23 protein-coding genes and 1 pseudogene are annotated in these 19,245 nt (G+C 72.7%); 16 read left to right on the top strand and 8 right to left on the bottom strand.

Features of this window, described 5'->3' with window-relative positions; genetic code table 11:
- Positions 1-176: 176 nt before the first annotated feature.
- Entirely contained in the window at positions 177-1,085 is a 909-nt protein-coding gene (locus Cs7R123_RS35470; RefSeq protein WP_212833124.1) for a sulfotransferase domain-containing protein, read from the top strand.
- Positions 1,086-1,152: 67 nt separating this feature from the next.
- On the opposite strand, the gene Cs7R123_RS35465 is transcribed toward Cs7R123_RS35470, so the two are convergent.
- Complete coding sequence (locus Cs7R123_RS35465) at positions 1,153-1,905, bottom strand: hypothetical protein (RefSeq protein ID WP_212833123.1); 753 nt, start codon at positions 1,903-1,905, stop codon at positions 1,153-1,155.
- A 50-nt stretch (positions 1,906-1,955) separates the two neighbouring features.
- Between Cs7R123_RS35465 and Cs7R123_RS35460 the strand changes: the two genes are divergently transcribed.
- Together Cs7R123_RS35460 and proS are read left to right on the top strand one after the other, a co-directional pair.
- Positions 1,956-3,038 carry an amidohydrolase family protein gene (locus Cs7R123_RS35460; protein WP_212833122.1) on the top strand — a complete coding sequence of 361 codons (1,083 nt, stop codon included), beginning with the start codon at positions 1,956-1,958 and terminating at the stop codon, positions 3,036-3,038.
- Between the two features lie 23 nt (positions 3,039-3,061).
- Positions 3,062-4,471 (top strand): proline--tRNA ligase, encoded by a 1,410-nt coding sequence (proS, locus tag Cs7R123_RS35455; RefSeq protein WP_212833120.1) that lies wholly within the window; start codon positions 3,062-3,064, stop codon positions 4,469-4,471.
- A 55-nt stretch (positions 4,472-4,526) separates the two neighbouring features.
- Here proS and Cs7R123_RS35450 read toward each other — a convergent pair whose 3' ends face one another.
- Positions 4,527-4,841 carry a hypothetical protein gene (locus Cs7R123_RS35450; protein ID WP_212833118.1) on the bottom strand — a complete coding sequence of 105 codons (315 nt, stop codon included), beginning with the start codon at positions 4,839-4,841 and terminating at the stop codon, positions 4,527-4,529.
- 228 nt (positions 4,842-5,069) lie between these two features.
- Between Cs7R123_RS35450 and Cs7R123_RS35445 the strand changes: the two genes are divergently transcribed.
- Positions 5,070-5,717, top strand: a complete 648-nt coding sequence (locus tag Cs7R123_RS35445) for a DUF402 domain-containing protein (RefSeq protein WP_212833116.1) — start codon at positions 5,070-5,072, stop codon at positions 5,715-5,717.
- A 66-nt stretch (positions 5,718-5,783) separates the two neighbouring features.
- Here Cs7R123_RS35445 and Cs7R123_RS35440 read toward each other — a convergent pair whose 3' ends face one another.
- Positions 5,784-6,125 carry a hypothetical protein gene (locus tag Cs7R123_RS35440; RefSeq protein WP_212833114.1) on the bottom strand — a complete coding sequence of 114 codons (342 nt, stop codon included), beginning with the start codon at positions 6,123-6,125 and terminating at the stop codon, positions 5,784-5,786.
- A 480-nt stretch (positions 6,126-6,605) separates the two neighbouring features.
- Between Cs7R123_RS35440 and rpsP the strand changes: the two genes are divergently transcribed.
- From rpsP to Cs7R123_RS35385, 11 genes are all read left to right on the top strand, one after another.
- Positions 6,606-7,070, top strand: a complete 465-nt coding sequence (gene rpsP, locus Cs7R123_RS35435; protein ID WP_212833112.1) for a 30S ribosomal protein S16 — start codon at positions 6,606-6,608, stop codon at positions 7,068-7,070.
- On the top strand, positions 7,042-7,305 hold the full coding sequence (locus tag Cs7R123_RS35430; RefSeq protein ID WP_212833110.1) for an RNA-binding protein: 264 nt from the start codon (positions 7,042-7,044) through the stop codon (positions 7,303-7,305). The genes rpsP and Cs7R123_RS35430 overlap by 29 nt, the downstream gene beginning before the upstream one ends.
- A gap of 17 nt (positions 7,306-7,322) precedes the next feature.
- Positions 7,323-7,841: a ribosome maturation factor RimM gene (rimM, locus tag Cs7R123_RS35425; protein ID WP_212833108.1), complete on the top strand. Its 519-nt coding sequence runs from the start codon at positions 7,323-7,325 to the stop codon at positions 7,839-7,841.
- A gap of 13 nt (positions 7,842-7,854) precedes the next feature.
- The gene (gene trmD, locus Cs7R123_RS35420) at positions 7,855-8,625 is read left to right on the top strand and encodes a tRNA (guanosine(37)-N1)-methyltransferase TrmD (protein WP_212833106.1); all 771 of its coding nucleotides are present in this window, start codon (positions 7,855-7,857) and stop codon (positions 8,623-8,625) included.
- 158 nt (positions 8,626-8,783) lie between these two features.
- Complete coding sequence (gene rplS, locus Cs7R123_RS35415) at positions 8,784-9,140, top strand: 50S ribosomal protein L19 (protein WP_212833104.1); 357 nt, start codon at positions 8,784-8,786, stop codon at positions 9,138-9,140.
- Positions 9,141-9,309: 169 nt separating this feature from the next.
- Positions 9,310-10,179: a signal peptidase I gene (gene lepB / locus Cs7R123_RS35410; RefSeq protein ID WP_244872511.1), complete on the top strand. Its 870-nt coding sequence runs from the start codon at positions 9,310-9,312 to the stop codon at positions 10,177-10,179.
- Positions 10,180-10,320: 141 nt separating this feature from the next.
- The gene (lepB, locus tag Cs7R123_RS35405) at positions 10,321-10,956 is read left to right on the top strand and encodes a signal peptidase I (RefSeq protein WP_212833102.1); all 636 of its coding nucleotides are present in this window, start codon (positions 10,321-10,323) and stop codon (positions 10,954-10,956) included.
- A gap of 82 nt (positions 10,957-11,038) precedes the next feature.
- The gene (locus Cs7R123_RS35400; protein WP_212833100.1) at positions 11,039-11,515 is read left to right on the top strand and encodes an NUDIX hydrolase; all 477 of its coding nucleotides are present in this window, start codon (positions 11,039-11,041) and stop codon (positions 11,513-11,515) included.
- Positions 11,509-12,216, top strand: coding sequence for a ribonuclease HII (locus tag Cs7R123_RS35395; RefSeq protein ID WP_212833098.1), 708 nt, complete (start codon positions 11,509-11,511; stop codon positions 12,214-12,216). The genes Cs7R123_RS35400 and Cs7R123_RS35395 overlap by 7 nt, the downstream gene beginning before the upstream one ends.
- A gap of 100 nt (positions 12,217-12,316) precedes the next feature.
- On the top strand, positions 12,317-12,634 hold the full coding sequence (locus tag Cs7R123_RS35390; RefSeq protein WP_212833096.1) for a DUF2469 domain-containing protein: 318 nt from the start codon (positions 12,317-12,319) through the stop codon (positions 12,632-12,634).
- 114 nt (positions 12,635-12,748) lie between these two features.
- On the top strand, positions 12,749-13,387 hold the full coding sequence (locus tag Cs7R123_RS35385) for a murein hydrolase activator EnvC (RefSeq protein WP_244872349.1): 639 nt from the start codon (positions 12,749-12,751) through the stop codon (positions 13,385-13,387).
- Positions 13,388-13,542: 155 nt separating this feature from the next.
- Here Cs7R123_RS35385 and Cs7R123_RS35380 read toward each other — a convergent pair whose 3' ends face one another.
- The 5 genes and pseudogenes from Cs7R123_RS35380 to Cs7R123_RS35365 all read right to left on the bottom strand — a co-directional run bounded on the left by Cs7R123_RS35380 (position 13,543) and on the right by Cs7R123_RS35365 (position 17,885).
- Entirely contained in the window at positions 13,543-14,715 is a 1,173-nt protein-coding gene (locus Cs7R123_RS35380) for an aminotransferase class V-fold PLP-dependent enzyme (RefSeq protein WP_212833094.1), read from the bottom strand.
- Between the two features lie 11 nt (positions 14,716-14,726).
- Positions 14,727-15,926, bottom strand: coding sequence for a DNA-processing protein DprA (gene dprA, locus Cs7R123_RS35375; RefSeq protein WP_212833092.1), 1,200 nt, complete (start codon positions 15,924-15,926; stop codon positions 14,727-14,729).
- A complete protein-coding gene (locus Cs7R123_RS40570) occupies positions 15,923-16,222 on the bottom strand; it encodes a hypothetical protein (protein ID WP_244872510.1) in 300 nt (99 codons plus the stop codon). Before Cs7R123_RS40570 ends, dprA begins: the two co-directional genes overlap by 4 nt.
- A 102-nt stretch (positions 16,223-16,324) precedes the next feature.
- Positions 16,325-17,376: pseudogene (locus Cs7R123_RS35370) on the bottom strand (YifB family Mg chelatase-like AAA ATPase); the annotation flags it as partial.
- 149 nt (positions 17,377-17,525) lie between these two features.
- Positions 17,526-17,885: a YraN family protein gene (locus tag Cs7R123_RS35365; protein ID WP_212833090.1), complete on the bottom strand. Its 360-nt coding sequence runs from the start codon at positions 17,883-17,885 to the stop codon at positions 17,526-17,528.
- Between the two features lie 287 nt (positions 17,886-18,172).
- On the opposite strand from Cs7R123_RS35365, the gene Cs7R123_RS35360 reads away from it, so the two are divergent.
- Entirely contained in the window at positions 18,173-19,024 is an 852-nt protein-coding gene (locus tag Cs7R123_RS35360; protein ID WP_212833088.1) for a hypothetical protein, read from the top strand.
- The last annotated feature ends 221 nt before the right edge of the window (positions 19,025-19,245 follow it).

Here is a 19,245-nt window from a genome sequence, read left to right as displayed (position 1 = left end):
ATGCAGTTCGTCGGCGATGCCTCAAATCGCCAACGGTGAGGCGTCGGTGCAGATGCTGACTGCCATCACTCAGCTGCCCCGGCGCCCCGCCATGCATCCATTATCGAACACGTGTTCGAACAAGGCAAGGTTTACTCGTTCGGGTGAACCGTGAATGATCGACTAATCTCGGCGTCATGCCTGATCAACCACTGCGCTACCGCTCGTCCGAGGAGGACAGTGCCCGCTGGCTCGGCTTCCCGCCCCGGCCCGGCGACATCGTGATCAGCACCCGTTCCAAGAGCGGCACGACCTGGATGCAGATGATCTGCGCCCTGCTGGTGTTCCAGACCCCCGACCTGCCCGCCCCGCTGGCCGAGCTGTCGCCCTGGCTGGACTGGCTGATCGCCCCGGCCGACGAGGTGTACGCCGAGCTCGCGGCGCAGCCGCACCGCCGCTTCATCAAGACCCACACGCCGCTGGACGGCGTCCCGCTGCATCAGCGGTGCACGTACGTCGTGGTCGCCCGGCATCCGCTGGACCTGGCGGTGTCGCTGCATCACCAGAGCGACAACCTCGACCGCGTACGCCTGCGCGAGCTCACCGGCCAGCCCGAGCCCGACCCGTCCGAGCCGCTCCGGCCGCGGCGCACCGAGCATGAGGCGCTGCTGCGCTGGGCCACCCGCGAAGCCGACCCGCGCGAGGAGATGGACTCGCTGCCCGGCGTCATCTGGCACCTGGCCGACGCCTGGCGCCGCCGCGACCAGCCCAACATCGTGCTGGTGCACTACGACGACCTGCTCGCCGACCTCGGCGGGCAGATGCGCGCGCTGGCGGCCCGGCTGGACATCGCCGTGCCGGAGCGGCTGTGGCCGTCGCTGGTCGAGGCGGCCACCTTCGACCGTATGCGCGCCGGAGCCGACCGGCTCGTGCCGGACACCCAGGGTGTGCTCAAGAGCCGGTCTGCCTTCTTCCGCCGCGGCGGCTCCGGCGCCGGACGGGAACTGCTCACCCCCGCCGAACTGGCCGCCTACCGCACCCGCGCCACCGCCCTGGCCGCGACCTACGGCGCCCCCGACCTACTGCCCTGGCTGCACCGCGACTGAGTCGTGCTGGAGTCCACACCTCATACGGTGTGCCCACACCGTATGAGGTGTGGACGGTGTGCGGGACTCATGCCGCCGGGACGGTCAGCGCCTCGGTGAGGCGGGAGTGCTCGGCGTCGGTGCCGATCGCGGCGCGGTCCTCGGGGTGCTCGGCGTAGTGGCGGATCGCGCGGGCCAGGAAGGCGCCGTCGACGTACAGCGGGCTCAGCGTCAGCGCGACCCACCGTTCGGCGCCGCCGGGGCGGGACAGGTTCAGCCACAGCTGGCTCTGCTTGGGCACGGGCACGGCCGGACCGCCGGTCAGCAGTTCGGTCCAGGGGATGCTGCGCGTGCGCAGGGTCCGGATGCGCAGGCCGTGCGGCGTCAGCGTCACCCGGGGTCCGCGCCAGAGCCACATCGCGGCGCCCGCCAGGAGCAGCAGGGTGAAGACGACTCCCGCGATGTTGTCGGAGCCGTCTGGGTACAGCACGCGGCTGCCGCCGCCGGGGGCGGACCGGGCGGGAACGGCGTAGGCGGCGAGCAGGCCCCACAGGATCGCTTGAGAGCCGACGACGGCCGGGGCCGACGGCGCGGTGAAGGTGCCCGCTTCGACGTCGAAGGCCGCCGGAGCCGTCCGGTACGGCCGGACCACCCGCCCGAAGACCCACCAGGTCAGCCCGACGATCACCGCGAGCGGCAGCGCCTGGCCCAGCAGGAGGTCCACCGCGAGGTTCAGGCGTTCGAAGCGCGGCTGCCACCAGAACCGGTCGGCGGTGTGCAGCACGAACGCCAGCAGGGCCAGGGCGAACGCGGATCTGCGCAGGTGGGGGAGGGGCGACATGGCCGACAGGGTAGCGGCACCCGCCCAGCCCGTGTGGGACAGTGCAGATCATGGTGACGGCGCTGCACGTACGCGGAGTTGTGCTTCCCGAGGACGAGGTGCGGGACATCTGGCTGGTCGGCGACCGGGTGTCGCTCACCCCGGTGGCCGGTGCCCAGACCGTCAGCGACGGCGGGTTCGTCCTGCCGGGCCTGGTCGACGCACACTGCCACATCGGCATCGCGCCGGGCGGCGCCCCGGTGACCAGTCTCGCGCAGGCCAAAGAGCTGGCGCTGGTGGACCGGGACGCGGGGGTGCTGGCGCTGCGGGACGCGGGCTCGCCCTTCCCGTACCCGGTGCTGGACGACGACCCGGAGGTGCCGCGCCTGGCCCGCGCCGGGCGGCACGTGGCCCCGCCTCGCCGCTACCTGCCCGAGATCGGGGTCGAGGTGCCCGCCGACGAGGTCGTGGCCGAGGTCACCCGGCAGGCGGCCGCGGGCACGGGCTGGGTGAAGCTGGTCGGCGACTGGATCGACCGCGACCGCGGCGACCTCGCGCCCGCCTGGGACGACGCCACGCTGACGGCGGCGGTCGAGGCGGCGCACGCCGCCGGGGCCCGGATCACCGCGCACTGCTTCGAGGAGTCCAGCGTGGCGACGCTGGTCCGGGCCGGGATCGACTGCGTCGAGCACGGCACCGGCCTGTCGGTCGACCTGGTCGACGAGATGGCGCGGCGCGGCACGGCGCTCGTCCCAACGATGATCAACATTGAGACGTTCGGGGACATCGCGGCGCGGGCCGAGGCGAAGTATCCGGGCTACGCCAAGCACATGCGGGCGCTGCGCGACCGGTTCCCCGACGTCGTGCGCGCGGCGTACGAGGCGGGGGTGCCGCTGTTCGTCGGCTCCGACGCCGGCGGCGGCATCGCGCACGGCCTGGCCGCGCAGGAGATGCTGCGCCTGCACGCCGCCGGGATGGCCGCGCCGGACGTGCTCGCGGCGGGCTCGTGGCGGGCGCGGGAGTGGCTCGGCTTCCCCGGCCTGACCGAGGGCGGCTGGGCCGACCTGGTCGTGTACGACGCCGATCCGCGCAGGGAGATGCGCACCCTGCTCGCCCCGCGCCGGATCGTGCTACGCGGCCGGGTGGTCGCCTGACCCGGCCGGTAGGATTGCCCGCTATGGCGCGCGTGCTCACTCCCCGGGCGGAAGACTTCCCCCGCTGGTACCAGGATCTGATCTCCAAGGCCGAGCTGGCCGACAACGGGCCGGTCCGCGGCACCATGGTGATCCGACCGACGGCTTATGCCATCTGGGAACGGATGCAGGCCGACATGGACACCCGGATCAAGGCGGCGGGCGCCCAGAACGCGTACTTCCCGCTGTTCATCCCGGAGAGCTACCTCAAGCGCGAGGCCGAGCACGTCGAGGGCTTCTCGCCGGAGCTGGCCGTGGTCACCCACGGCGGTGGCAAGCAGCTGGCCGAGCCGGTCGTGGTGCGTCCCACCAGCGAGACCGTCATCGGCGAGTTCATGGCCAAGTGGATCGGCTCCTACCGGGACCTGCCGCTGCTGCTGAACCAGTGGGCCAACGTGGTCCGCTGGGAGATGCGCCCCCGGATCTTCCTGCGCACCTCGGAGTTCCTGTGGCAGGAGGGGCACACCGCCCACGCCACCGAGGCCGACGCCAAGGCGTACACCCTGAAGATCCACCACGAGGTGTACGAGCGCCACATGCGTGACCTGCTCGCCATCCCGGTGGTGCTCGGGCGCAAGACCAACCGCGAGCGCTTCGCGGGCGCCACCAGCACGTACACGCTGGAGGCGATGATGGGCGACGGCAAGGCGCTGCAGATGGGCACCTCGCACGAGCTCGGCCAGAACTTCGCCAAGGCGTTCGACATCGCCTTCTCCGGCGTCACCAACGAGCGCGAGTACGCGTGGACCACCTCGTGGGGCACCTCGACCCGCATGCTCGGCGGTCTGATCATGTGCCACGGCGACGACAACGGCCTGCGCATCCCGCCCGCGCTCGCGCCGGTCCAGGTCCTGGTCACCGTGGTCAAGGAGACCGACGGCTCGGTCACCACCGCCGCGCAGGCGCTGGCCGACGACCTGGCCGCCGTGGGCGTACGGGTCAAGCTGGACGACCGCGTGGACACCCCGTTCGGCCGCCGCGCGGTCGACGCCGAGCTCAAGGGCTACCCGATCCGGATCGAGGTCGGTCCGCGCGACCTGGCCGAGGGCCGGGTCGTGCTGGCGCGCCGCATCGACGGCTCGAAGACGCCGCTCTCGCTCGGCGAGACGGTCGGCGCGGTCACCGCCGCGCTGGAGGCCGACCAGAAGGCGCTCTACGACGAGGCGCTGGCCCGGCGTGAGGCCAACACCGTCGAGGTGGACAACCTCGCCGACGCGCTCGCCGCGACGGCGACCGGCTGGGCGAAGGTGCCGTGGTCGCAGGTCGGCGTCGAGGGCGAGGCCAAGGCCAACGAGCAGTCGATCACCGTACGCTGCCTGTTCCGCGCCGACGGCTCGGTGCCCGCCTCCCAGGACGAGCCCGACCTGACCGCGATCCTGGCCCGCTCGTACTGACGACGTGACGAAGGGCGGTCACCGGAATGCTCCGGCGACCGCCCTTCGTGCATGCTCAGGCCGTCCGCTGCTCCGGCAGCCTGGAGAGGATCACGGCCAGCGTCTGCTTCACGTCAGCCATGTCGGTCTTGAGCCCGGTGACGTCGTCTTCCAGGGTGAGGAAACGGGTCTCGACCACATGCCTGAACTCGGCGAGTTCGGTGCGGATGGCGGCCAGCTCGGTGCGGTGCTCGCGGTGGTAGACGGTGTGGCGCTCCAGCATCGCGGTGTGCTTGAGCTGGGTTTCGGCGATCTGGCCGACATGGTTCGACAGCGAGGTCATGTCTTCGTCGATCTTGGGCATGCGGCCGGGGTTGAAGGGCATGGACATCCCTTCCGCCTTCTGAGTTCGGTGAACAGGGTCGTTACTCAGGTCTGGTCAGCTCGTCGCCTCCGGCCCGGTCGCCCGGACGAGGACCAGCCAGTCCCGCCTTGGTGCCCGCGCCGGGATCCTCGGTCGCGGCCACCGGCGGGCCGGGAAAGGCCACTTCTTGCCTGTGACGGTCCGACTCTAATGTCAGCAACTTAATCAATCAAGCCGGATGATTAAGGTTGGCACATGCGCTTCGAACCCGGACGGGTGATCCTGCACCGGCACTTCCACGGCCACCGGATCGGCCTGCTCAAGACCGCTGTCGTCGTCGCCGACGACGAGCGCGGACTGCTGCTGTGGGTGCCGCGCGGCGCCCCGATGCTCGACCGCAAGACCGTGGACAACCGCGGCCTGCGCTCGCTGCCCTTCTCGGAGTGGCTGGTCACCGACACGAAACTCTGGGAGGTCGTCTGGAACGGCCCCAGCCTGCTCAAATGGCTGCCGCGCGGCGAGGACCACTCGGTCTGGTGGTTCCGCGACGAGCAGGGCCGTTTCACCCGGTGGTACGTGAACCTGGAGGAGTCCGGGGTGCGCTGGGACGACGGGCACGTAGCGGGGGTGGACATCGTCGACCAGGACCTCGACATCGTGGTCGCCCCCGACCTGTCCTGGCAGTGGAAGGACGAGGAGGAGTTCGTCGAGCGGCTGGCCTACCCGGACGGCTACTGGGTCGCCGACGAGGCCGCCGTACGGGCCGAGGGCGAGCGCGTGGTGAAGCTGATCGAGGCGGGGCGGTTCCCGTTCGACGGCACCTGGTGCGACTTCGCACCGGACCCGGCGTGGACGGTGCCGGACGCGGTGCCCGGGGGCTGGGACCGGCCGCGCGAGCGCTGAGCGGATACGCCGACGGCCGGGGCGCAGCCACGCCCCGGCCGTCGGAAAGTCTTACGGGTGCCGGACTCAGGCCGCCGCGACCGGGTCGACCGCGGGGGTCTCGTCGTCCTCGCGCTTGCCGCGCAGCAGGCCGACCACGATCCAGCCCGCGCCACCCAGCGCCGCCGCGCCGCCGAGGCCCATGGCGATCATCCCGCCGGTGTGCTGGCTGGACTTCTCCTCCTCGTAGGTGCTCTCGGTGGTGTGTCCCTTGCGCGTGGTCTGGCAGATGTCGCCGGGCGACATGACGTCGCTGCCGCAGGTGACGTCGGTCTGGTTGACCATGTAGAAGCCGGCGCCGAGCACCAGCAGACCCACGATCAGCAGGCCGTACTTGTTGGTGATGATCTTGCCGAGAATGCCGCCCATGAGCGGTGCCCTCCCCGTGGTTGATGATCGTCTGTGACCTCGCGCACGCTACTTTCAGCAACTTCACAGGAAAATCAGCCGTACGGACGAGCGGCATTGGCCCTGTTCAGGGCGTAAGCGCCACTCCCGGGTCGGGCGTTCGGCAGTGGATGGTCCGCGGCGACGTGTGCCGTCGCTGCTCAGGTGCCGGGGTGTGGCGAGCGGGTGGCCCAGGTCGCGGCTGGGAGCGTATCGGCGTACCGAAAAGTGTCGATCATGTGATGCGTGCCACTGTCTGGTCGGCCCGCGTGCCGCAGGTTACAACGCGCCCGCCCCGCCCGCGCGCGGTCGCGGCGTCGGGGTCTGGCAGAATGGTCAGCTGATATTCGATGCGTTTCCGGCTGCCCTCTAACTTCCGGGCGCCTCGATGTCTCGAGCAACGGAGCCCGGCAACCCCACGCGGGGCGATGGAGCTCACCTCAATCCCACAGGAGTAAAACCGTGGCCGTTCGTATCCGGCTTCTGCGGATGGGCAAGATCCGCAACCCGCAGTACCGCATCGTCGTCGCCGACTCGCGCACCAAGCGTGACGGCAAGGCGATCGAGTACATCGGCATCTACCAGCCGAAGGAAGACCCTTCGGTGATCGAGGTCAAGTCTGACCGCGTGCAGCACTGGCTGTCGGTCGGCGCCCAGCCGAGCGAGTCCGTGATCGCCATCCTCTCCAAGACCGGCGACTGGCAGAAGTTCAAGGGCCTGCCGGCCCCGCCGCCGCTGCTGGTGGCGGCGCCGAAGACCGACCGCAGGGCGACCTACGAGGCCGCCGCGCAGGCTGCCGCGGGCCTCGAGCCCGCCAAGGCCGCCCCGGCCAAGAAGGCGGCCAAGGCCGCCGAGAAGCCGGCCGAGCCGGTCGAGGCCAAGGCTGAGGAGCAGGCCGTTGCGGCCGGCGACGACCAGCAGAGCTGACTCGGCGCTCCGGCCCGCGCTGGAGCACCTGGTCAAGGGCATCGTGGACCACCCGGACGACGTCCGGGTGCGTCTGGTCGACAACCGCCGCGGGCCGCGGCTGGAGGTCCGGGTCAATCCCGAGGACCTCGGCACGGTCATCGGTCGGGGCGGCCGGACCGCGCGTGCCCTGCGCCAGGTGGTCGGCTCGGTCGGCGGCAAGGGCATCCGCGTCGACATCGTCGACACGTTCTGACCGGCGGCCAGCAGCAGATGCTTCTGATCGTCGGACACGTCGTGCGCGCGCACGGCATCCGGGGCGAGATCCTGGTCCAGCCGCGCACCGACGAGCCCGAGCAGCGCTTCGCGGTGGGCTCGACGTTGATCGTCGAGCCCGCCGTGGCGGGGCTGCCCGGCACGCTGACCGTGGAGTCGGTCCGCGCCCACCTGGGGCGCTACATCATCGTCTGCCCGGAGATCCCGGACCGGAACACGGCCGAACTGGCGAAGAGCGCCCTGCTCAACGTCGATTCCGCCGACGTCCCCGCGCCCGAGGACCCGGACGAGTTCCTCGACCACCACCTGGTCGGGCTGTCCGTGGTCACCGTGGGCGGCGAGCCGCTCGGCAAGGTGACCCGCATCGACCACGCTCCGTCGTCGGACCTGCTGGTGGTGCGGATGCCCGACGGCCGCACCGGCCTGATCCCGTTCGTGAGCGCGATCGTGCCCGAGGTGGACGTGGCGGGCGGCCGCATCGTGGTGGACCCGCCCGGCGGGCTCTTCGACCTGTAGAAGGGAAGACGGCATGCGGGTCGACGTCGTGACCATCTTCCCGGAGTACTTCGCCCCGCTGGAGCTGTCGCTCATCGGCAAGGCGCGGACCCAGGGCACGCTCGACCTCGGGCTGCACGACCTGCGCCGGTGGACCCACGACGTCCACCGCACCGTGGACGACACGCCGTACGGCGGCGGCCCCGGCATGGTGATGCGCCCGGAGCCGTGGGGTCAGGCCCTCGACGAGCTGGTGCCGGAGTCGACCGTCGCGCGGCTGGTCGTGCCGACCCCCGCCGGTGCCCCGTTCACCCAGGCGATGGCGTACGAGTTCGCCCACGAGCAGCACCTGGTCTTCGCCTGCGGCCGGTACGAGGGCATCGACCAGCGGGTGCTCGACCACGCCGCCGCCCGGATGCCGGTCAGCGAGGTGTCGCTCGGCGACTACGTGCTGTTCGGCGGCGAGGTCGCCGTGCTGGTGATGCTGGAGGCGGTCACCCGGCTGATACCGGGCGTGCTCGGCAACGCCGAGTCGCTGGCCGACGAGTCGCACGCGCACGGCCTGCTGGAGACCCCGGTCTACACCAAGCCCGCGAGCTGGCGCGGCCACGAGGTGCCGGAGATCCTGCGCTCCGGCGACCACGGGAAGATCGCCCGCTGGCGCCGGGACCAGGCGCTGCTGCGCACCGCGTCCCGGCGGCCGGACCTGCTGGCCGCCCTCGACCCGGCCACGCTGGACAAACGTGACCTCGCTCTACTCGACGGGGCCGGATTTCCGGCCCGACCGGCAGGTATGGCACAGTAGGGAGGTTGCCGTCTTCGGGCGGTGACTCTGCCGTGTGACGGTCACGCCGTGACCGACCACGAGGACCTCAGCCGACGCCCCGCAAGGTGCGCTCGCGCGCGGGTCAGAACCGCCCACACGCGCACCGGACAGGTGTGCTGAGAATCAAGGATGCAGCGATGAACACGCTGGACGTACTTGACGCCGCCTCTCTGCGGGCCGACGTCCCCTCCTTCCGCGCCGGTGACACCCTCAAGGTGCACGTCCGCGTCGTCGAGGGCAACCGGTCCCGTATCCAGGTCTTCCAGGGCGTCGTGATCCGCCGTCAGGGCTCCGGCCTGCGCGAGACCTTCACGGTCCGCAAGCTGAGCTTCGGCGTCGGGGTGGAGCGCACCTACCCGATCCACGGTCCCGCGATCGACCGGATCGAGATGGTCAGCCGCGGTGACGTGCGCCGGGCGAAGCTCTACTACCTGCGCGACCTTCGCGGCAAGAAGGCGAAGATCAAGGAGCTGCGCGAGGCCAAGGCCTCCTGAGGCCGAGACCTTCCGGCAGGCCGGTGACATCAGCGGATGTCACCGGCCTGCTGCGTTCCGGTGGCCGCCGTCCATCGTCAGATCGGGTCTCCCGAAAAAGCTTCTCGTCTCTTAGGCTGACGCCCTGACATTCCGGGTCGACTTTTGAGCGGCGGCAGTGGTGGCACTCATTCCCAGCGGCAGGGCAGCTAAGGACGAGTTCACGGGTGAGGAGTGGCCGAAGCGCCGCCGTCGCGGCCGGCGCAAGGGCATGCCCCTGTGGCAGGAGCTTCCGCTGCTGCTCGTCGTCGCCTTCTGCCTGGCCGTGCTCATCCGCACCTTCCTGATGCAGGCGTTCTACATCCCGTCGGGATCGATGGAGGACACCCTGCTCGTCGGTGACCGCGTGCTGGTCAACAAGGTGGTGTACGACTTCCGCGACCCCGAGCGCGGCGAGGTCATCGTCTTCCGCGGCCCCGACAACTGGGCGCCGGAGAACCGCACCGACCCCGACGCGGGCTTCTTCTCCAAGCTCGGCCGCACCGTCGGCGACCTGGTCGGCATCAGCCAGCCCGGCGAGAAGGACTTCATCAAGCGCGTCATCGGCGTGCCCGGCGACCGGGTCTCCTGCTGCAGCGTCGAGGGCTGGATCTACGTCAACGGGGTGCCGGTCGAGGAGCCGTACGTCATCCGCAACTCGCCGATCGACTCCGGAAACGACGCCAAGTCCTGCATCTCGCGCAAGTTCCCCGAGGTGACGGTCGAGCCCGGGATGCTGTTCGTGATGGGCGACCACCGGCTGGTCTCGCAGGACTCGCGCTGCCAGGGGCAGGTGCCGATCGACGACGTCATCGGCAAGGCGATGGTGGTGGCGCTGCCGTTCGACCGCTGGGGTTCGGTGGCGCACCAGGAGGTCTTCGACAAGGTGCCCGCGCCGGGTGCCAACGCGATCGGCGCGCCGGGCACGCAGCCCGCGTCGGGGCTGGCCGTAGTGGCGCCGCTGCTGCTGAGCCTGGCCGCGCTGCGGCGCGGCCGGATCGGGCGTCCGTCGCACGAGTGACGGTATTACGCCATCTTTTCGAGGTGACATCGGCGCGTGCCAGGACCGGCACGCGCCGTCACCATGTGCTGGACGGTGCGCCGTACTGGGGACACACCACCGGTGATCGTCGTTTTCAGTTTCGCCGCGTAGGCTCCGTGCGTGATTGACGAGCAGACCAAAAGCAGCAAGGGTTCGTTCTGGCGCGAACTGCCAATCTTGCTGGGCGTTGCCATCATCGTGGCGTTCCTGGTGCGCCAGTTCGTGGTGCAGACCTTCTTCATCCCCTCCGGGTCGATGGAGCAGACGCTGCTCATCGACGACCGGGTGCTGGTCAACAAGCTCGTCTACGACTTCCGCGACCCCGAGCGCGGCGAGATCATCGTCTTCGTCTCCCCGGACAGCTGGCGCAGCACGCCGGAGCACGAGGACTACATCAAGCGCGTCATCGGCATCCCCGGCGACCGGGTCGTCTGCTGCGACCCGCAGGGCCGCCTCCAGATCAACGGCCACCCGCTGGACGAGCCGTACGTCTACCCCGGCAACAAGATGGCGCCGCAGAAGTTCGACATCGTGGTGCCCGAGGGCCGGTTGTGGGTCATGGGCGACCACCGCGAGGCGTCGGGCGACTCGCTGGCCAACTACAGCAACTCCAACCAGGACATCATGCAGGCCACGATCCCGTTCGACTCGGTGATCGGGCGCGCGTTCGTGCTGTTCTGGCCGTTCGACCGGGGCACCTGGCTGTCGATCCCCAAGACGTTCGAGGACGTGCCGGCACCCGCGCCGGGCGGGTAGCGACCGGTCCGCCAGCTGAGCATTCCCCGAAGGGCGCGGCACGCTGCCGCGCCCTTCGGCGTGACGAACTAGGCTGCAAGGCATGTCCACCGAGCCGCGGCAGGAGCCCCGTCCCCGACGCGCAGGCCGGGTGCTGCTGGTCGATGCGCGCGAGCGGGTGCTGCTGTTCCACGGCACCGACCCGCACCAGCCCGGCGCGGCGTACTGGTTCACGCCCGGCGGCGGCCTCGACGACGGGGAGACCACCGCGCAGGCCGCGGCCCGCGAGCTGTTCGAGGAGACCGGCCTGTCCGTGCCCGTCGACCGGATCGGTCCGGCCGTGCACTCGGAGGTCGCGAACTTCTCCTTCGCCGGGGTCGCCTACCGCCAGGAGCAGGACTTCTATCTGGTACGGGTGGACAGCTGGCACGTCGACACCAGCCGCTTCGACGAGGTCGAGCAGGCGTCGGTGGACGGCCACCGCTGGTGGAGCGTGTCCGAGCTGCGCGAGACCGGCGAGGTCTACTTCCCGGCCGACCTGACCTCGGTGCTGGCCGCCGCGGGGGTGGCCGGATGCTGACTCCCACGCGTCCGGTGCTGCGCTCCGAGAGCGGCCTCTACGCCCTCGAACGCGCGTTGCAGCGGCGCGGCTTCGCCACCGTCGCGGGCGCCGACGAGGCCGGCCGGGGCGCGTGCGCGGGTCCGCTGGTGGCGGCGGCCGTGGTGCTGCCGCCCGGCCGCCGGGGCGAGATCGCGGGGCTGGCCGATTCGAAGCTGCTCACCGCGGCCGCCCGGGACCGGATCTTCGACGAGGTGGTCGCGGCGGCCTCGGCGTACGCGGTGATCGTGATCGAGGCGCCCGAGATCGACGCCCGAGGGCTGCACGTGTGCAACCTGGCGGCGATGCGCCGGGCGCTGGCCGCGCTGACCGAGCGCCCGTCGTACGTGCTGACCGACGGGTTCCCGGTGGACGGGGTGGGCGTGCCGGGGCTGGCGGTGTGGAAGGGCGACCAGGTCGCGGCCTGTGTGGCGGCGGCGAGCGTGCTCGCCAAGGTGTCCCGTGACCGGATCATGACTCAGCTCGATATGGTGTACCCCCAGTACGGCTTCGCGGTGCACAAGGGGTACAGCACGGCTGAACACACGGCCGCGCTGGAGGCCTACGGTCCCAGCGCCGTGCACCGGCACTCATACCAGAACGTCGCACGGGTGATGGAACGGGACGGTTCGGGCGCGCCGCGGTCGCGGCGCGCGGCGGGCGGCCCGGCCGTGCCGGTGTGACCCGGCTGACGTCCCACGGCCGCCGTCCGTGGCTAACGCGCGTGCCGTGCCGCGGCGGGGTACGGTTTCTCGGCAGGATGTGGCCGCAGGAGGGCGAACGATGAGCGCAGAGGATCTCGAGAAGTACGAGACCGACATGGAGCTGCAGCTCTACCGGGAGTATCGCGACATCGTGCGCCAGTTCTCCTACGTGGTGGAGACCGAGCGTCGGTTCTATCTGGCCAACCAGGTGGACCTGCACGTGCGCAACTCCGACGGCGAGGTCTACTTCGAGGTCGAGATGCACGACGCGTGGGTGTGGGACATGTACCGTCCCGCGCGCTTCGTGAAGAACGTCCGGGTCATGACGTTCAAGGATGTGAACGTCGAGGAGCTGGAGAAGCCCGACATCTCGGTGCCCTCGGAGGGCGGCTTCTGAGCGGTTAGCACACCGTACGCACGATCGGGCGGTCGTCCCCAAGGCGGGCGCCGTCCACAGGCCGCCGGGTGCGTCCGTCGCGCCCGGCCGCCTCGGCCCGGCAGCCTCGTCGGCATGACCTCGATCACCTCGGTCCGCTCCCACCGGGCCCGGACCGCCGCCGCCCTGCTGCTCTGCCTCGTCCCGCAGCTGGCCGCCGCGCCCGCCGCAGCAGCGACCAGCCCGCCCGCGCGGCCGGTGCCCGCGTTCCGCGCGGCCGTCCCGGCCGCCGCCCGCGCCGCCGCCGACCGCGTGCACCGAACCCGTCCGCCCCGACCGGCGGCGGCCCGCTCCGCCCTGCCGGGAACCTGGCGCTGGCCGCTGGACGGCACACCCCGGCCGGTACGCCGTTTCGACCCGCCACCGCAGCGGTGGCTGCCCGGCCACCGCGGCGTCGACCTCGCCGCCGGTCCCGGCGCGCCCGTGCTCGCCGCCGGGGCGGGAGTGGTCCGCTTCGCGGGCGTGATCGCCGGGCGCGGTGTCGTCAGCGTGGCCCATCCCGACGGCCTCATCACGACGTACGAGCCCGTACAGCCCTCGGTAGAGGTGGGACAGCACGTGGACGCGGGAAGCGTGCTGGGCGCCCTGTCGCCGGGCCACCCCGGCTGCCCGGCCGCCGCCTGCCTCCACTGGGGCCTGCGCCGCGCCGCCGCCTACCTGGACCCGCTCGCCGTCCTCGGCCTCGCCCGAGTCCGCCTCCTCCCCACCCCCTGACCCCGCGCGCCGGTCGCGGTCGGTGATGCAGTTCCGGGGAAAGTGCTGGAATCGCGGCCATGATTCGTGCACTTTCCCCGAAAGTGCACCGCCGCCGACCCGGGGCGCGTGCGGCGCGGGGGGGGTCGGCGGCGGGTGAGTGCGGGCGGGGCGGGTCAGCGGAGGAGGGCGGGGAGGGTCTCGGCGAGGCGGTCGTACTCGGCGGCGTCGTTGTAGATCTGGGCGCTGAGCCGGACGAACAGGCGGTCGCGCCACGACGTCACGTTGACCTCGGCCCGCAGCTCGTCGCTGATCCGGGCCCGCAGCCGGGAGCCCGCGGCGTGCCCCGCGGCCACGTGCGCGGGGACCGGCAGCACCCGCATGCTCACCCCGGGTCCGGGGTCGGCGAGTTCGGCGGGGTCGAGTCCGAGCGCCTGCCCGACCACGTGCTGGCCGTACGCGGCCAGCCGCACGTTGTGGTCGCGGACCGCGTCGGCGCCGTACCGGTCGAACAGGTCCAGGCCGGCCGGGGCGGCCAGCCAGATGCTGTGGTCGAGGGTGCCCTGCTGCTCGACGCAGGCCGGGAACCCGTCGGGCTGCCCGTGCGACACCACCAGCGGCACCATCCGGTCGCGCCACTGCTCGGCGATCTGGAGCACCGCCGTGCCGCCCGGCGCGAACGCCCACTTGTGCATGTTGCCGACCCAGAAGTCGGCGTCGACCCCGGCCGCGGGCCGGTCGAGCATGCCGGGGGCGTGCGCGGCGTCGACCAGCAGCGGGATCCCGAGCTCGCGCAGCCGCGCCGCGATCGCGGCGACCGGGTGCAGCTGCGCGGTCGCCGACGAGATCTGGTCCACGATCACCAGCCGGGTGCGCGGCCCGACCCGCGACAGCACCGCCTCGACCGCCTCGTCGTCGCTCGCCCCGAGCTCGACGGGCGCCGTCACGACGCGTACGCCGTGGCGGCGCCGCTGCTCGCCCAGCGCCAGCACGACCGCGTTGTAGCCGTGGTCGGTGACCACGATCTCGTCGTCGGCGCCGAGGCCGACCGCGGCCAGCGCCAGTGCGGTGCCCGCGGTCGCGTTGGGCACCAGGGCGCTGCGGTCGGGGTCGGCGCCGCAGAACTCCGCCAGCGGCCCGCGCACCGCGTCGACCCGGTCCAGCAGGACCGTGTTGATGAAGCGGGTCGGGTTGGCGTCGTGCTCGGCCTGGACGGCCCGCCGGGCGGCGGCGACCGCGCGCGGCACCGCCCCGAACGAACCATGGTTGAAGTGGGTGTACGCCGGGTCCAGCGCGAACAGGTCCCGCGCGCCCGCCAGCGGCTCCGGAGGGGTCGAAGCATCGATCATGTAGCCGGAGTCTACGACCCGGCCCCGTTCCGGGCACGGACGAAACCGCCCGCCTGCTCGCGCACGTGTCCGCGCAGGGCCAGCGACGGCAGCTTCGCCAGCGCCTCGCGCAGCGGCACCCCGGCCTCGTACGCGATCTGACCGGCCGCGGCGGCGCCCCGGCGCGGCACCGCGTCCACGAGCTGCCGCTCGACCGGGTCGAGCGCGTCGAGGGCCTGCTCGCGCCCGCGCGGCACCGGCGCCAGGTCGCCCACCCCGCCGACCTCCTCCAGCACGTGGCCGACCGAGGCCACCGCGCGCACCGGCTCGTGCGGTTCGCGGCGCAGCTCCTCATGGCAGCCGACCGAGTTCTCCGAGGTGACCGGGCCGGGCACGGCCATCGCGGCGCGGCCGAGCTGCCGGGCCCGCCGCAGCGTCTGCCGGGCGCCGCTGCGCGCGGCCGCCTCGACCAGCACGGTGCCGCGCGACAGGGCCGCGATGACCCGGTTGCGCACCAGGAACCGCACCTTGAACGGGGCGGTGCCCGGCGGCCACTCGCTGACCAGCAGGCCCTCCTCGGCGATCTGCTCGAACAGCGCGCTGTTGCTCAGCGGGTACGGCCGGTCGACCCCGCACGCCAGCACCGACACCGTCAGCCCGCCCGCCGCCAGCGCGGCCCGGTGCACCACCGCGTCGATGCCGTAGGCGCCGCCGGAGACCACGGTCCAGCCCCGGTCGGCCAGCCCGTAGCCCAGCTCTGCGCCCACGTGCGCGCCGTACACGGTGCTGCTGCGGGAACCGACGAGCGACACCGCGCGGGCCCCGGCCTCCCGCAGGTCGTGCGGGCCGCGCACCCACAGGCACTGCGGCGGGTACGTGTCCCGGTCGATGGTGTCGCGCCCCTCGACGCTGATGTGGCGCAGGTCGTCGAGCTGCTCGGGCCACTGCGCCGACTCCGGGGTCACGATCCGCACCCCCAGCCGCGCCCCGCGCTCCCACAGGGCCTGCGCCAGCCGGGCCGGGTCGCGCCCGTTCAGCCGGACCGCCGCCGCCTCGGCCAGCGCCCCGGTGGCGGCCCCGGCGGTCAGGCGCGCCAGCGCCTCCACCGGGCCGTGCGCCCGCACCAGCTCGTACAGCTGCTTGCTGCCCGGTTCCACCAGCCAGCCCAGCACCAGCCGCGCGTCGCGCACCTGCTGCTCGTCGGCGCCCGCGGCGCCTTCGGTCGTCGTCACTGCCAGCTCCCTCTGCGTAGTTCGAGCGCGATGTTGAGTTCCGCTTCGCCGGGCCGCTCCAACCCGGACAGATCCGCCACGGTCCAGGCCATCCGCAGCACGCGGTCGAAGCCGCGGGCGGACAGCTCGCCCCGGTCCAGCCGCACCCGCAGGCCGGCGGTGACCGGGTCCGGCAGCTTCCAGCGCCGCCGCCGCAGCACCGTGCCCGGCACCTCGGCGTTGGTGCGCACCTCCAGCTCCCCGGCCCAGCGCGCGACCGCCGCCCCGCGCGCCGCGGCGACCCGGGCGGCGACCACGCGCGACGGCTCGCGCGACGCGGTATCGGTGAACAGGTGCGCGGCCTTGAGTGGCAGCAGTTCCAGCTGGATGTCGATCCGGTCCAGCAGCGGCCCCGAGATGCGCCCCCGGTAGCGGCGCTTGACGTGCGGGGTGCAGCCGCAGGCGACGTCCCCGGCGGGGCGGGCGCACGGGCACGGGTTGGCGGCGAGCACCAGCTGCACGCGCGCCGGATACACCACGACGCCCCGGGACCGGCTCAGCGTGACGATCCCGTCCTCCAGCGGCTGCCGCAGCGTGTCCAGGGCGTGGCGCGAATATTCGGGCGCCTCGTCCAGGAACAGCACGCCCGGTGGGCCAGCGACAGCGCGCCCGGCCGGGGCAGCCCGCTGCCGCCGCCGACCAGCGCCGCCACCGAGGCGGTGTGGTGCGGTGCCCGGAACGGCGGCCGCCGCACCAGCGGCGCCCCGGGCGCGAGCACCCCGGCGATCGAGTGCAGCGCGGTCACCTCCAGCGCCGCCTCGTCGTCCAGGCCCGGCAGCAGCGACGGCAGCCGCTGCGCCAGCATCGTCTTGCCCGCGCCGGGCGCGCCGAACAGCGCCATGTGGTGGCCGCCCGCGGCGGCGACCTCGACCGCGTACCGCCCGAGGTCCTGACCGGCCACGTCGGACAGGTCGAGTTCGCCGGCGACCGGCGGCGGGGGCACCGGCGGCGGGTCCGGCAGCCCGGTGATGCCCCGGATGTGGGCGGTCACGGCGGCCAGGCTGCTCGCGGCGTACACCCGGATGCCCGGGACCAGCGCGGCCTCCGCCGCGTTCGCCGCCGGGACCACCGCTTCCACCGCGCCCGCGCGTGCGGCGGCCGCGACCATGGGCAGCACCCCGCGCACCGGCCGCACCTGCCCGTCCAGGCCCAGCTCGCCCAGCACGAGCACGCCGTCCAGGGCCGCCAGCGGCAGCGTCCCGGTGCCGCCGAGGATCGCCAGTGCGATGCCGAGATCGAAGCTCGATCCGCGTTTCGGCAGGTCCGCCGGGTACAGGTTGACGGTGATCCGCCGCATCGGCCAGGTCTCACCGGAGTTGGCGATCGCGGCGCGGACCCGCTCGCGGGCCTCGTTCAGCGCGGAGTCGGGCAGCCCGGTGACGGTGATGCCGGGCAGGCCGTCGGCGAGCATCGCCTCGATCTCCACCAGTTCCCCGGTGACGCCGAGCAGCCCGGCGCAGCGCACCCTCGCGTAGCTCATGCCGAAACCCCGCTTCGCGGCGTTTCCGCATGAGGCTCGGTCGCGCGGTGCCTCTTGATTCGCAAGCTCATGCGCCCGCCTCAGAACGCGCCGCGGATGTGGTCGACGACCGGGTCGGCGTCGCGCTGGGCGCGCACGCTGACCACGTCGAACCGCACCTCCGACGGGCGTACGCCGCTGACGGCGAGCCACTGCGTGGCCAGGTGCCGCACCTTGCGGACCTTCGCCCAGCCGACCGCCTCGGCGGGTGTGCCGTACACGGTGCCGCGCCTGGTCTTGACCTCGCAGAACACCACCGCGTCACCGTCGCGGGCGATGATGTCGATCTCGCCGCCCGCGCCGCGCCAGTTGCGGTCGAGCACCACCATGCCCGCCGCCACCAGGTGTGCGGCCGCGAGCCGCTCGCCCCAGGCGCCGAGCGCCTGCCTCACCTTCGTCATGCCCGGAACCCTGCGGCCGGGCGGCGGCCGCCGCACCCGGGTCACGGCGAGCGTTGTGGACACCGGGCCGGTTGGGGACGACCGCCCGATCATGCTCGCGGTCTGCTACCGCGCGGCCGGTGTCGCGCGTCGACGCGGCCCGCGACACCGGACGGCGGAACGGTCCGCGACGTCCGAACCGACCGGCCGATGGAACCGGCGGAAGAACTCTGCCTGTCGGTGTGATTGATCTTTCAAGGCCGCTGTGCATTGGCGCTGACGCGAGTTCTCCTCTACGGTTTGCGCCCGTGGACGGACGTGACGATTTCGCCGACTGGAGTTCCTTCCGCGAGCCGCGCGGCGGCCGGGACGACCGCGGCGGCCGCGACGAGCGGCGGGGAGCCGACCAGTACGGCTTCGACTTCGACCTCGACGGCGACGCCCGGGTGCCCGCACCCCGGTCGGGTGACTCCCGCTACGCGTCGCTGGCCGAGCTGAGCGAGCGCGGCGCCGAACGAGGTGCCGAGCGTGGCGGTGCCGAGCGTGGCAGTGCCGAGCGTGGGGCCGAGCGCCCGCGCGGGCGCGAGCGGGACCGGGAGCGGGACCGCGGTCAGGACCGCGAAGCTCGCGGCCAGGACCGCTTCCCGATTCCGGTGGATCCCGACTTCGCCCCCCGCGGCCAGCGGTCGGGCGAGCCGCTGCCGCCGCTGCCCGGTCCGGTGCCCGGCAGCGCGATGCCCGGCTCGCCGATGCCGGGTCCGCCGATGGGCGGGCAGGTCTACCCGGAGCCGGAGCCGCTGCGGCAGCGTACGGAGACCGTCGACGCCGCCGCGGTGCGGCGCTCGGTGGCCGAGTCCGACGGCGTCTACCGCAGCAAGCGCCCGGCGCTGGCGGCGGCTTTCGGCATCTTCGCCGGTCTCGGCGAGCTGATGATGCTGCGTCCGCTGCTGGCCGGGCTGTTCGCGCTCGAAGCCGGCAAGGCGCTCGCGCCGCTGCTGGCGATGGTGGCCTTCCCGTTCCTGGCCCTCGGCCTGTACGCGGTGACCACCGGCGCGGCGACCGCGGTCCAGTTCCAGGGCCCCCGGGTCTGGCTGCGTACGCCGCTGGTCTACCTGGTCATCGGCGCGGCCCTCATGATGGCCGCCGCGTCGGCGGCCTAGCCGCGGGCGGTGTCCCGGGGGAGAGTGACCCGGGGCACCGCGTACACTTGATAACCGCGACCACCTCGGTGGTCGACTTCGCGCGCCCTCCCGCCTGTCACAGGTAGGGCGTCGGCCTCCCTGGTCCCCGTGGTGGGTTCCATCCTGGCCGACGACCGGGCGCCAGGCGGCGGCCGCCGGCCGCCGGCACAACCAGGGATCGCACGGGCCTTCGCCCGTGC

This window comes from Catellatospora sp. TT07R-123, assembly GCF_018327705.1.
Taxonomy (GTDB): Bacteria; Actinomycetota; Actinomycetes; order Mycobacteriales; family Micromonosporaceae; genus Catellatospora.
The sequence above is the reverse complement of the archived record's forward strand: the minus strand, read 5'-3'. Positions and strand labels throughout refer to the sequence as shown.